We start from the raw sequence: 12,981 nt of genomic DNA, 5'->3' as shown, positions 1-12,981 counted from the left end.
CGATCTGGTCGAATTGCTTCGTTAGTGCCCTGAGAGGTCAACCTGATGAACGATAAAAACCTGACTCATGCCACCGGCGCCCCGGTTGTCGACAACCTCAATATCCAGACTGCCGGGCCACGCGGGCCTGCGCTGTTGCAGGATATTTGGCTGCTGGAAAAGCTGGCACATTTCGACCGGGAAGTTATTCCGGAGCGGCGCATGCATGCCAAGGGTGCCGGTGCCTACGGAACCTTCACCGTTATCGCCGATATCAGCCATTTCAGCAAAGCCAGTCTATTTGCCGAGGTCGGCAAGCAGACGCCGGCATTCGTGCGTTTTTCCACGGTGGCGGGGGAGCGCGGCGCGGCCGATGCGGAGCGAGACATTCGCGGCTTTGCGGTAAAGCTGTACACCGACGAAGGAAACTGGGACATCGTTGGCAACAACACCCCGGTGTTTTTCTTCCGCGATCCGCTAAGGTTTCCCGACCTGAACCATGTGGTCAAGCGCGACCCCCGCACCGGGCTACGCTCGCCAACCAACAACTGGGATTTTTGGACACTGCTGCCCGAAGCGCTGCATCAAGTAACAATCGTCATGAGCGATCGCGGCATACCCGCCAGTTATCGGCACATGCATGGTTTCGGCAGCCACACCTTCAGCCTGATCAATGCTCACAATGAGCGTGTATGGACCAAGTCTCACTTCGTCTGCCAGCAAACCATCACCAATCTCAGCGACGGTGAGGCGGCGGATGTCGTTGGCAGTGATCGCGAGAGTCACTTGCGTGATCTCTATGAATGCATTGAGAGCGGCGATTTTCCACGCTGGAAACTGTGCATACAAACCATGACAGAGGAACAGGCTCGTACCCATCGTCACAACCCCTTTGACTTGACCAAAGTGTGGCCACATGGCGAATTTCCACTTCAGGAGGTAGGAGTACTGGAGCTAAACCGGAACCCTGAAAACCATTTTGCCGAGGTTGAACAAGCGGCATTTTCGCCCGCTAACGTTGTGCCTGGCGTGAGTTTTTCGCCAGACAAAATGCTTCAGGCTCGCCTGTTTTCATATGGTGATGCGCAGCGCTACAGGCTGGGCGTGAACTTCAACCATATCCCGGTCAACGCGCCACGGTGTCCATTCCACAGTTACCACCGCGATGGTGCCATGCGCACTGACGGCAACCTCGGTTCAACGCTGTCCTATTTTCCCAATAGTTTTGGCGAGTGGCAGGATCACCGGCAACTCCACGAGCCGGCACTGTCGCTGGATGGCGACGCGGCCCATTGGGATCAGAGTGTGGTCGAAGATCATTACGAGCAGCCCGGTAATCTCTTTCGACTCATGACGCCGCTTCAGCAACACCTGTTGTTCCAGAATACGGCACGGGCTATGGGTGACGCTTCGGTGATGATCAAGCATCGGCATATCATCAATTGCTCGAAGGCCGATCCTGCTTACGGTGAAGGAGTGGCGCAAGCACTTGGTCTGAGTCTTCTAGCGCAAGAACTGGAAAATGCGAAGTAAGTCCAAGGGCGTGCGGCCAACTTGAAGGAACAAGCCCGGCAGGCCACCCATTTCTGTGATACGCGATTGGGAGAAAAATCATGGGCAGTACTGATTCGAACAAGAAAGCACTGGTGGTCGTTGATATCCAGAACGATTATTTTCCAGGTGGCAGATGGGCTCTTTCGCACGTCGAGGACGCGGCCGCCCAGGCGGCGCGAGTGATTGATCGGTTTCGTGAGCGCGGCGATTTGGTGGTGCATATTCGTCACGAATTCAAGGACGAAAATGCGCCTTTTTTCCGCCCCGGCAGTGAGGGTGCGCAGATACACGAAAGCGCAAAAAATCGCGAAGACGAGCCCGTGGTGCTCAAGCACTTCATCAATTCGTTCCGTGAGACCGAACTGAAAGCCATACTCGATCAGCACGGGGTCAACGAAGTGGTGGTCGTCGGTAATATGAGCCACATGTGCGTAGACGGCATGACCCGCGCGGCGATCGACTTCGGTTACACCACCACCGTACTGCACGACGCCTGTGCCACGCTCGATCTTGAGTTTAACGGGGTCAAGGTGCCCGCCGCGCAGGTGCATGCCGCGTTCATGGCTGCACTGAGTTTCGGTTATGCGCCGGTCATTTCCACCAGCGAATACCTGAGCCGTTGATCCACTGCACCGGGCAGGCGGATGGGCGGCCATGGTCTTCCATCCGCCTGCCGTTTTCGTCGTCTATGCTGAGCACCTGGACTGATCTGGCACGGAGGCTGCCTTCCACTGTTTCGGGACCGGTGAGGTGCGGCGGTGCAATTGATCTGCTCGGAATTCGACGAGTTCGAAGAGGCGTTGTACGGGGTGCAAGGTCGCTACGTGCTGCGCACTCGGCAACAACGCGACTGGCAGCTCAACGTGGTCGATTTGAACGGCGTGGCACTGATGAGCGGACGCGAAGGCGCGGGTACGGTGTACACAGGCATTGGGCTGCCCGGTTACTTCAACATCTTCCTGCCGCTTACGGGGCATGAGACCACCTTGGTCGACGGCCATCCGTTCAATCGCCGACGCATCGGCTGGATGGTGCCCAATGCCATGTTCCACATCAACGCGAAAAGCCCGGCCAGTTGGCTGACGGTGGCGATGTCCTGCGAGTTGGTGCTGCGCTGGGCCTCGGTGCGCGAAGATGAATTCGACTTTTGCGTACTGCATCGCAACCTGGTCAGCAATGCCCAGCGCAATCTCGGTCCGTTGCTGTGGCTGGCGCGGCGTCTGTTCCAGATCGAGGCCCGGTCACCCGAGGTTCTGCACACCGAGGGGGCAGAGGAGGCCGCGCGTCGGGAGGTGATGGATGTAGTGTTTCGTATGCTGCTGCCCGTAGACCCGCTTCACGCCGCACCACGACACCATCGCGATCACAAGGATATCCTCAAGCGTGCGCTGGAGTTACTGGATACGCTGGAGACCCAGTCGGTTTACACCGAAGACATCTGTCAGGCGACCTGCGCCTCGGAACGTACTGTGCGCAATGTCTTCAACGAGTACCTGGGCATGAGCCCGCACCGATATCTGATGATTCGCCGCTTGCACGGGATTCGCGACGCCATCCGTCACGCTGGACCCGAGGATACGATCACCAGTATCTGTGCGCGCTTTGGCGTCTGGGATTTTGGCCGGTTCGCCGGTTTGTACCGCCAGTACTTTGGATTGCTGCCGGCGCAATCGCTCAAAACCGCGAAGGCGTTAACCTCTGCATAGACGCCGACGCTCACCCTAGCGTTCGCATCAGCGTTGTGCTGGGGTACTCACCGAACAGCCTGTTGTAGTCGGACGCCATGCGGCCACTGTCGGTAAAGCCAAATCGTAGAGCTATCTGACCAACAGATCCGGTATCCGGACTGGCGATCGACAGCGCTACTCGAACCAGGTGTAGGCGTCGAATGTGCAGGTAGCGATTAGGCCCGACACCGAACATCTCCTTGAAGATCGAGCGCAATGTGCGCTCGCTCACACCCGCATCGCGGCACAGCTGTGACAATCCGATCGGTCGCTCCTCATAACGTTGAAGTAGCTCCATCACCTTGGCGATGTTGCTTTGGCGCGTCAGTTGCTGCCAGCCGCCCCCTGCGGTGGGCGGCGTGGGATTGCAACTCGGGAGCGTGGCCAGGGGCTTTTCCATTTCAACCTGCTATCAAGCTCGGTCAGATTGATAAAGACTCTCGCGATCGCAAACGCGTTACTACGTAAAACAGGCAAATAGCGCGATTTTCGGGGTAATCGCAAGATCCTGAATATGACCTGCAACCTTTCAAATTGCCGGATTTACGTAGTTCGTATCTGATCGATTTGCGCATGCTATGAGCGTATCGGGCTATGGGCATACGCACTTGATCGTCCACGCAGTGAGGCTTCAGTCATCGCAACAGTTCGAGGAAATCATGACAAAACAAAAAATCGACATCGATGAAGCCCGGCGCGCGCTCCTCATGGGCGGCGCAGTGCTGGCGATCGGAGCATGGATGCCGGGCTTGAGCCTGGCGGCCTCGCAATCCGCTACACCTGCGTCCACCCGGAAAACCTCCAAAGGAGTGCGTAAAACCATGAGTATTTTCACCACTCAAGAAGGCGTAGATATCTATTACAAGGATTGGGGCACAGGCCCGGTTGCGGTCTTCAGCCATGGCTGGCCGCTCGACGCGGACAGTTGGGAATCGCAGATGTTTCACCTTGCCTCCAACGGCTGTCGCTGCATCGCCCACGACCGGCGTGGTCATGGCCGCTCCAGCCAACCCTGGGACGGCAATGACATGGACCACTATGCGGATGACCTTGCGCAGTTGCTCGACCACCTGGATGTGAAGGACGCGACCCTGTTCGGTTTCTCCACGGGCGGAGGCGAGGTGGCAAGGTACATCGGTCGTCATGGCACCAAGCGCGTGAAGAAGGCCGGGCTCATTTCCGCCGTGCCGCCCCTGATGATCAAAACCGAAGCCAATCCCGGCGGTTTGCCAATCAAAGTATTCGATGACATTCGCGAAGCCTTCCTGGCCAACAGATCGCAGTTGTTCATCGATATCCCGAGCGGACCATTCTTTGGCTACAACCGCCCTGGTGCGAAGCCATCGCAAGGCGTCATCGATGCGTGGTGGATGCAAGGCATGATGGGTGGCCACAAAAATACGTACGACAGCATCAAGGCATTTTCGGCAACCGATTTCACCCAGGATCTGAAGAAGTTCGATGTGCCAACACTGATCATCCATGGAGATGACGATCAAATCGTACCCATCGATGCAGCTGGCCGCGCATCGGCCAAACTGATCAAGAACAGCAAATTAATCGTTTACGAAGGCGCGCCTCATGGCATTACGGACACACACAAAGAGCGCCTGAACGCCGACCTCCTGGCATTTGTGAAATCCTGAGAAGCACATATCTGGCGCCGTATAGTTGGTATGACACCTTTCGGCCTGCTGCATACAGCAGGCCGGAAACTACGTTAGAGTGTTGATCAATGTCTACTCTCAAGCACTCTCCATTCGATTCGCGTAGTCGCGCCAAGCGGTTGCAGCGAACGAACCGGGCCAAAAAATCGTATATCAATCGTTGTTTGAAGAATGAATCGTCCGCTGTTTGTTTCTCTGGATGGCCCCAAGGGAGCCGGAAAAACCACATTGTTGGAGGCCGTTACGAAAGTACTGAGGGCAGACAACAAAATGGTGATCCGGCTTTGCGAAAAAAAAAGCGATCCCTACAGGGGGGAAACAATGGCCCTCGTGAACAAACTCGTCAGGCATCCCTCCCGGGATCTGGAATTGGAAGTTTGTGAGCGCCTGGCTGATAGCCGTAACTGGATTTCCCGGCATGTGCTGGCTAAACAGCCACCAGGCAGCATCGTCCTGATCGATCGCTGGTACCCGTCTGATGCCGCGTTTCGCCGGATAGTCCCGTTTGCAGAAATTCTTCAGTTGAACATTGATCGAAACGTGCAAGTGCCAGACCTGCACGTCGGGGTTGTCACCGCCCCTGAAATTTCATGGGCGAGGGCCGCAGCCCGGCGGCGTGGGCTGAGCAGTACCGTGATCCACAAGCTGGAAGAACAGGTTGCTTGTACCCAGGCGTTCGAGCGAGCGGTTGCAGATCACGGCTGGGTGTTATGCCGTAATGAAGGAACGATCGAAGACGCAACGATGCAGGTGGTTTCCGCGATCCATCAAGTCCTTCGATGCCCGTAGGCGAAGTTTACCGGGCTGGTTTGTGTTCATGAGAATGTGAGACCTGCTCAACAGTGCTGTTCTGGACGGTTCTTGATTGATCATCGAGAGGCTTGGCGAAGTTGCTCGATTATCCTGCGTGCGCGGTTTGCTCCCACGTCCACATGAATGTCGACCATCGGCTTGGGGCCGAACTCGAGCATGTTCCGGTACTGAGCTTCGATAACCACCTTATCCTCATCAAAGGTCATGGCTGTCTGTTCGACGACCTTCGCCATCACTTCCTTAGAATTGCTCTTCGGATTGGATGCGATCGTCCAGAAGTAGTGGCTGGTGGTTTGCGTTTCCGGGGTCACGCCGTGGAAACCGCGCATATGGAATCCTCCGCGCTGTGGGTCATCGAGCGACACTGTGTTTGCATCAGCCGCCCCTGTCCAAATGCGCAGATGCGTCACCTGGAACTCGATTTCCTGCCAACGATCCACTTTGCCATGGAAAGGATAGGCCGCGGTGTACGTGGGGGGCGGTACCGAATCCGGCAGGTGACGAGTCACCTTCACAGTGGCCTCATCGCTTTCGACACGCATTTGCGCATTCATGTGGATCTTTGCATTGCCGCCGATTGTGTGCAGGTGCACGTAGCCCAGATGGCTCAGATCAAGGAGGTTGTCATGGATCAGCTGGTAGGGCGCGTCGTAGTGGTAAACGTCCCCTTCGAAGAGATATTCGCCCTTGGTGTGGATGTCGTATGCCGGAGGCTCAATGGCGGGCTCCTGTTGATCAGTGCTACCAAACCAGATCCAGATGATCTGATCGCGTTCCTTTACGTGATAAGCAGGAACTTTTGCTTTGGCAGGAATTTTCGCCTGACCGGGCACTTCCAGGCATTGTCCTTTACCGTCGAACAGCAGTCCGTGATAGCCACAGCGCACGCCTTGCTCTTCCAGGCTGCCGTGAGAGAGAGGCAGCGCTCGATGGCAGCAGCGATCCTCCAGGGCTGCTACCTGACCATCTGCTGTGCGGAACAGAACAACGGGATGACTGAGCAAGGTTCTACCCACTGGCTTGTCCTTGAGCTCCCAGGAAAATCCTGCGACGTACCATTGATTGAGTGGGAACTTGGGTAGCTCGGTCAGTGCTCCAACTTCATAGGCAAGGGACTGGGTTTGCGGCGTACTCATGGCGATCTCCGATTCTCAGGTTGTTCTTGTCAGGGGTCACAGATCCAGCACAAGGCGTGGACTGTTAGAGCGGGAACAGCAAGGTGTGAAGCTGTCGTTGCGAGCGTGTTCCAGGGCGTTCATATACTGATCCCGATGGTCAGGTTCACCCGCCAGAACGCGAGTAATACAAGCGCCGCAGATGCCTTGCTCGCAGGAACTTTCGACCTCCACATCGTGCTCAAGCAGCACTTCAAGAACGGTCTTTTGCGCAGGAACTTCGAGTACACGACCCGAGCGGGACAGCTCGATTTCGAACGGCCGATCGCCTTCGAGAACCTGAGGTGGGGCGCTAAAGTCTTCCCGGTTGATCTGTTGGTCACACCATCCAGCCGCCTTCGCGGTGGATTGAATGTGTGACATGAAACCTGATGGGCCGCAGACGTACAGCTGATCGCCAGCGACCGGATTCGCCAGGATCCGAGCAGCATCCAGGCGTTGCTCAGCCGGGCCATTATCAACATGAATCCAGAGATGATCAGCGAAAGGCGCTTCATTCAGGATTCCCAGAAATGCCAATCGCTCAATAGATCGACCACAATAGTGAAGCTCAAAGAGCTTGCCCGCTGCGATTAAGGTGTGGGCCATAGCGAGAATCGGAGTGATGCCGATACCACCGGCGAACAAGACATAACGCCTGCCTGAAAGGTCTAGGTCGAAGAGATTTCGGGGCATGCCAATGGCGAGAACCGAACCCACTGAAATATGGGCATGCATGCTTCTGGATCCACCACGAGACGCGGGCTCGTCCAGTACAGCAATGACGTACCTGCCGCGTTCGTGGGGAGCGTTGCACAGCGAATACTGCCGGGTAATGCCTGGAGCCACATGCACGTCGACATGTGCCCCGGCAGAGAACGCCGGCAGTTCAGCACCGTTGGTAGCCAACAGTTCGAAGCTGCAGACACCGGCAGCTTCAGATATTTTACGAGATACATAAACTTCGAGCATGAGCGTAACCCCGCCGCGGATGTGCAGTGTTTGAAGGCAAACGGATGTTGAGCCGGCGTTAGCGGCTAAAGGCGTTAAGCGTGCAGATCAAAAGGGGGGGATCGGAGCAGGCAAGTCATCACACGGTACCTCTGAATTTTTTATTGTTTTGTCGCGCGCTTATGATGCGCACGTGCAATCGTTGTGTGATTCTTATCCTAAGCATTTTGGTTGCGGTGTCAACTAATTATATCGACTGTCAGGAACCATTCGTCATGACCCAACCCTCTCCCCTGAATCTGGATCAATACGTTCCTGCATTGCTGACCTCGCTGACCAACAAGATGGCGAGCGGTGCTTCAGCTTGCTACCGCAAGCACTTCGGGATCGGAATCGTTGAGTGGCGGGTGCTGGCAATGCTTGCTGTAGAAGACAAAATAAGCGCAAACCGGGTGGTTCAGGTCATTGGGCTGGACAAAAGTGCCGTGAGCCGAGCGCTGAAGTTGTTAGAGCTCGAGGGTCATGTGTCTACGCAAGTCGATGTGGAGGACGCTCGCCGATACACCGTATCTCTGACACCGTCAGGTCGTAAGCTGCATGACCAAGTGCTGGTGACGGCCCTTGAGAGAGAGAGGCTGCTCCTGGCAAATCTTGAGAAAGCAGAAATTGAAACGCTAATTGATTTCTTGCATCGCATGAGCGCTCAGCTGGACGCAGTGAATGCAGTAGAGCCAGATGTTGGCGGTAGGCCGAAAAAGCCTGCGGCAGGCTGAAGCTTGTAGAAGAAAGCTTCGCTGAGAATGCGCCGCAAGGCCGGTTTTGCACCTGCGGCTGTTTAGCCGTTTCATCGCGCCAACATGCCGCATGCTCGCCTAGAACACCTTGATCGGTACATTGACGATAAGCCTGAATTCATCAAGATTGCCTTCCAGTTGATACTCACTGGCACGGTGCGAAGAGTAACTGGTGATCAGACTGATGTTCTTGAAGGTGCCCGATTGCACCGTGTAGCTGGCATTGGCACCCACTTCATAGTGACTTTCACCGCGCTGCTTGAGTACCGAGTTGTAGATGCCGTTCGGGCCACCGTCGTAATGACTGCCGTCTATACCCATCCCCTTGATGTACCAGAGCGTTGTCTTGAGACCAGGCAGACCATAGGCCACCCAATCGTTGTTGTAGAACACCCCGATCGAGCGCTCATTGGGACCATTGAAGAAGGACATCATGGTGTTGGGCAGGCTGATGGCATTGGACTCGAAGGGATAATCGAAATATTCGTCGCCCTTGATCTGTTGAAGGCCAATCTTCAACGAGTGGTTGCGCCATTGGGGAGTGATAGTTAGACCGTAGGCCTGCTGATCGATTCTGCCGCCAATTTCGCGACCACTCGACTGGGTGTTGTAGGCGTCCAATTGCACATCGACGTTCACCGATCCCCAGTTGGTTTTCGTGCCCAGGCCCAAATACTCGCGATCCCAGATATCGTCGAAACGGGAGACATAGGCGCTGCTGCGCAAGCCAGCGCTCGACACATAGTCGGCCCCGGCGTAAGCGTTGAAGTCACTGGTGACCAGGGGCGAACCGTAAGTGGGACTCAAATCCTGGCTTCCGGCCCCGGTACGCGGCGAGCCCTTGTCGAAGTAGCCAGACTTGATCGTCAAACCTTCGACGTCATGACTTTCCAGAGACACACCATTGAACGTTGAAGGCAATGTACGGGTGTCGGTGTAGGACATCATCGGTGTCCTGACTTGCTGCCTGCCAACCTTGAACAGTGTGTCGGCGACCTTGAACTTCAGCGCCGCAATGCCAAGTTTGCTCCAGTCATCGACTACATCGCCGTCCTTGTCGACCAACAATCTATTACTGCCGCCCGCCGCCGCTATGCGGCTGCGCTCCAGCGCCACTGCCGAGAAGGTCGAAAGATCCAGCCCGTACTTGACCGGCCCTTGAGTAAAGCCGGAGACGAAGTCGAGCCTGAAGCCTTCCAGCCAGGCCGTGCGGTCACGCAGCATGCGTACGCCGTCTGGTGTTTGCAGTTTGAAATAAGTGGCCTTGTGGCCGACCTCGTGTGAGTACCACTGACGGGTATTGAGCGTCAGTGAGCTGTCATCCAGAAAACCTTGTTCCTGGGCATGGACGTTGGAAGTAAGAACTGCGGCCGCCAGCGTGCCGACGGTGAATAATGCCAAGTTACCTGTGCGATACATAGACCTTGCCTGTTGTTGTTTTTAGGGCAGATAAGAAGTAAGTCGCCTAGTCATCGTTTTGGAGTTTTTGCGCGGGCAGGGCGTGGCCCGACTTGCCCATCAGGCCGCAGAGGCCTGATGGTGGTCGTTCAGCTATTGGGTGCCGGTTTAGCGGCTCGAGCACTTTGAAGTCATCAACTATCGATGAAGATGTGGACCCAAGCCTGCGACCTCAGTGGAGATAATCCTTCACAAGTTTCAACCAGCAGTCGGAGCCGATACGAATCAACTCGTCATTGAAGTCGTAGTGGGGGTTATGCACGGAGCAGCCATGAAACTCGCCTTCGCCATTGCCCAGGAAGAAGTAGCAGCCTGGGACCTCTGTCAACATCCACGCGAAGTCTTCTGTCGCCATGATCTTCGCCGCGTGCGGCAACAAGTGTCCGGGCTTGAATAGCGGCTCCAGGTAATGGCGAAGCATCTCCGTCTCCTCAGCAGTGTTGACGAGCGCCGGCGCCAGTTGCGTGGTTTCAAGTTCGATTTTAACGCCGAACATCTGTTCATGTCCCTGGGCGATCTCCGCCAGGCGCTGATTGATTTTGCCTTCGGTCTGCGCTGTGTCGGTACGCACGCTGATCAGCATCGATGCCGTGTCAGGAATGATGTTGTAGACGGTGCCGGCTTCGACCATGCCGATGCTGATCACGGCATGTTCATCGACGCGGAGATTGCGCGATTTCACTGTCTGGATCGCGTTGATCATACTGGCCAGAACCGGTATCGGATCTATGGCGCGCTCGGGCATTGCGCCATGACCGCCGCGACCTTTGATGAACACGCGCACGCATTCCGAAGAAGCCATGGTCGGGCCTGCCTGGATCACGGCAGTACCCACCGGTATTCCCGGCAAGTTGTGCAAGGCAAAAATTGCGTCACAAGGAAAACGGTTGAAAAGACCATCATCCATCATGGCCTTGGCGCCGCCCAGGCCTTCCTCGTCAGGCTGGAAAATCAGGTTGAGCGTGCCATTGAAATCGGGCGCCTGAGCGATGTGCCACGCTGCGGTCAGCAGGGTCGCGGTATGGCCGTCGTGGCCGCAGGCGTGCATGCGTCCCTCGATTCGGCTTGCATGGGCGAAGCGGTTTTTCTCCTGCATCGGCAGGGCATCCATGTCAGCGCGCAGGCCCAAGCGGCGCGTGCCGCTGCCTCTACGCAGTACGCCGACCACGCCATGTCCACCGATACCGCGATGAACGTCGTAGCCCCAGTCTTCGAGCTTGCGGGCCACCAACTCCGCAGTCAGCGGGGTGTCTGCGCCCAATTCAGGATTTTGGTGGATTTCACGGCGCAGCAGGATGAACGTGTCCAGGTCCAATTGTGCCAAGGTTTGGGTTCTGGTTTGGGTCAATGTATTCATCAGGTCACTCCCGACCAGGGTTTTCGGGAAACACAGCCAGGCACGCCAAACTGATGGCACCGCCGACAAGTAGATACAGTGCTGGCGCCTGGGGGTTATCCAGGGCCGCCGTGAGCCAAGTGGCGATCAACGGGGAGAACCCGCCGAACAAGGTAACGCCGAAGCTGTAACTGACGGCAGTGCCGAGCGCGCGGCGATTTTTTGGAAAGGCTTCCATGATCAGGGCGAAGAAGGCACCCGAACCGATACAGCCGGGCAGCACCAGAAGCGCGATGACCAACATAGCCACCCACAAATTTGTGCTCAAACCGAGCAGGTAGAAGGCTGGCCACGCCAGTAGCACGGGCAGGGTGATCGTCCAGGCCAGCAGCTTCTTGCGCAGGCCGTGTCGATCCGCAAAGCGCCCGGCCAAAGGTGTGATAACAGCCAGACAGGCACTTGCCACACAGGCGATAGCCAAGGCGCTACGTTGCGGGTAACCCAGGGTGACAGTCAGGTAGGCGGGCATATAGAAAATGAACAGGTAGATGCCGATGGTCGCGCTGGCCATCAGGCCAGTCGCCAGCAGGGTGTGACGCAGATCGATGTGGTCGCGCAACCGACCTTCGTGCTGGGTCGGGTGGGTTTCGTGTGTCTCCGGCAGGCAGCGACGGATGTACCAGCCCAGCGGCCCGATCAGTAGCCCCAGCACAAAGGGAATGCGCCAACCCCAGCTTTCGAGGTCCTCGACGCTCAACGTGTTGTTGAGCAGCAGACCCAGACCAGCCCCCACCATGGCCGCGTAACCCTGACTGGCCGCCTGCCAACTCACATTGCGACAGCGATTGGCGGTAGCGCTGGACTCCATCAGGTAAACCGACGCAGTGCCTATTTCCCCTCCCGCCGAAAAGCCCTGGGTGAGGCGGCCAGCCACCAGCATCAAAGTGCCGAACAAGCCGATGTCCTGATAGGAAGGCGCGAAGGCAATCATCGCGGTGCCGAAGGTCATCAAGCTGATCGTGAGGCTCAACGCGGCCTTGCGCCCACGGCGGTCGGCAAAGCGACCGATCACCAGAGCACCGACCGGGCGCATGAGGAACCCGACACCAAAGGTGGCCAACGACATCAGTAGCGATGCCATTGCCGACTGTGCGGGGAAGAAGTTCTTTGCGATCACTACAGCGAAGAAACTGTAGATCGTGAAGTCATACATTTCCAGGGCATTGCCTAGAGCGCAAGCGACTGTGGCTTTCCTGGAACCGATTACGGAGGGCGTCGCGGCGCAGCGGAGGGGAGGCGCTTGCAGAGTTGTCATCGATTTTTCCTGTGACAGTTTTGTTGTGGCCCGAATATCCGGCAAACACTGTCACTGCGCACTTGCGCTTTTCTTCGATGATTAACCATTAGTTATGATGCATAGCCGCCTCTGGGAAAGACAGCGTCAGTTCGGTGCGATATTGTCCGTTTATCGATCACGCGCACCCTTTTATGACAGCGACACAATCGACGTGGCAAGCCGCGCAGGCTGCTGTTGTGCGGTGGAAACCA

12 protein-coding genes are annotated in these 12,981 nt (G+C 56.5%); 6 read left to right on the top strand and 6 right to left on the bottom strand.

The features are described from left to right. Nucleotides 1–45: 45 nt before the first annotated feature. The 3 genes from HYI44_RS14900 (at nucleotide 46) to HYI44_RS14890 (ending at nucleotide 3,239) form a co-directional block, all read left to right on the top strand. On the top strand, nucleotides 46–1,512 hold the full coding sequence (locus HYI44_RS14900; RefSeq protein ID WP_225569731.1) for a catalase: 1,467 nt from the start codon (nucleotides 46–48) through the stop codon (nucleotides 1,510–1,512). An 80-nt stretch (nucleotides 1,513–1,592) separates the two neighbouring features. Further along, entirely contained in the window at nucleotides 1,593–2,156 is a 564-nt protein-coding gene (locus HYI44_RS14895) for a cysteine hydrolase family protein (RefSeq protein ID WP_225569730.1), read from the top strand. A gap of 135 nt (nucleotides 2,157–2,291) precedes the next feature. Then, on the top strand, nucleotides 2,292–3,239 hold the full coding sequence (locus tag HYI44_RS14890; protein WP_225569729.1) for a helix-turn-helix domain-containing protein: 948 nt from the start codon (nucleotides 2,292–2,294) through the stop codon (nucleotides 3,237–3,239). A 10-nt stretch (nucleotides 3,240–3,249) separates the two neighbouring features. On the opposite strand, the gene HYI44_RS14885 is transcribed toward HYI44_RS14890, so the two are convergent. Further along, nucleotides 3,250–3,660 carry a helix-turn-helix transcriptional regulator gene (locus HYI44_RS14885; RefSeq protein WP_122839874.1) on the bottom strand — a complete coding sequence of 137 codons (411 nt, stop codon included), beginning with the start codon at nucleotides 3,658–3,660 and terminating at the stop codon, nucleotides 3,250–3,252. Between the two features lie 421 nt (nucleotides 3,661–4,081). Between HYI44_RS14885 and HYI44_RS14880 the strand changes: the two genes are divergently transcribed. Together HYI44_RS14880 and HYI44_RS14875 are read left to right on the top strand one after the other, a co-directional pair. Continuing rightward, on the top strand, nucleotides 4,082–4,906 hold the full coding sequence (locus HYI44_RS14880; RefSeq protein ID WP_225569886.1) for an alpha/beta fold hydrolase: 825 nt from the start codon (nucleotides 4,082–4,084) through the stop codon (nucleotides 4,904–4,906). 192 nt (nucleotides 4,907–5,098) lie between these two features. Further along, on the top strand, nucleotides 5,099–5,716 hold the full coding sequence (locus HYI44_RS14875; RefSeq protein ID WP_225569728.1) for a dTMP kinase: 618 nt from the start codon (nucleotides 5,099–5,101) through the stop codon (nucleotides 5,714–5,716). 80 nt (nucleotides 5,717–5,796) lie between these two features. Here HYI44_RS14875 and HYI44_RS14870 read toward each other — a convergent pair whose 3' ends face one another. Together HYI44_RS14870 and HYI44_RS14865 are read right to left on the bottom strand one after the other, a co-directional pair. Further along, nucleotides 5,797–6,876, bottom strand: a complete 1,080-nt coding sequence (locus tag HYI44_RS14870) for an aromatic ring-hydroxylating dioxygenase subunit alpha (RefSeq protein ID WP_225569727.1) — start codon at nucleotides 6,874–6,876, stop codon at nucleotides 5,797–5,799. A gap of 36 nt (nucleotides 6,877–6,912) precedes the next feature. Next, entirely contained in the window at nucleotides 6,913–7,866 is a 954-nt protein-coding gene (locus tag HYI44_RS14865; RefSeq protein WP_225569726.1) for a PDR/VanB family oxidoreductase, read from the bottom strand. Nucleotides 7,867–8,120: 254 nt separating this feature from the next. On the opposite strand from HYI44_RS14865, the gene HYI44_RS14860 reads away from it, so the two are divergent. Further along, a complete protein-coding gene (locus tag HYI44_RS14860; RefSeq protein WP_225569725.1) occupies nucleotides 8,121–8,618 on the top strand; it encodes a MarR family winged helix-turn-helix transcriptional regulator in 498 nt (165 codons plus the stop codon). A gap of 99 nt (nucleotides 8,619–8,717) precedes the next feature. Here HYI44_RS14860 and HYI44_RS14855 read toward each other — a convergent pair whose 3' ends face one another. The 3 genes from HYI44_RS14855 to HYI44_RS14845 form a co-directional block, all read right to left on the bottom strand. Beyond that, complete coding sequence (locus HYI44_RS14855) at nucleotides 8,718–10,058, bottom strand: OprD family outer membrane porin (RefSeq protein ID WP_225569724.1); 1,341 nt, start codon at nucleotides 10,056–10,058, stop codon at nucleotides 8,718–8,720. A 211-nt stretch (nucleotides 10,059–10,269) separates the two neighbouring features. Then, nucleotides 10,270–11,454 carry an amidohydrolase gene (locus tag HYI44_RS14850; protein ID WP_225569723.1) on the bottom strand — a complete coding sequence of 395 codons (1,185 nt, stop codon included), beginning with the start codon at nucleotides 11,452–11,454 and terminating at the stop codon, nucleotides 10,270–10,272. Nucleotides 11,455–11,458: 4 nt separating this feature from the next. Further along, nucleotides 11,459–12,748, bottom strand: coding sequence for an MFS transporter (locus HYI44_RS14845; protein ID WP_225569722.1), 1,290 nt, complete (start codon nucleotides 12,746–12,748; stop codon nucleotides 11,459–11,461). Nucleotides 12,749–12,981 lie beyond the last annotated feature (233 nt).

Source organism: Pseudomonas sp. Y24-6 (assembly GCF_020295325.1).
In the GTDB taxonomy this organism is placed as follows: Bacteria; Pseudomonadota; Gammaproteobacteria; order Pseudomonadales; family Pseudomonadaceae; genus Aquipseudomonas; species Aquipseudomonas gregormendelii.
This window is presented reverse-complemented; position numbering and strand designations above follow the sequence as displayed.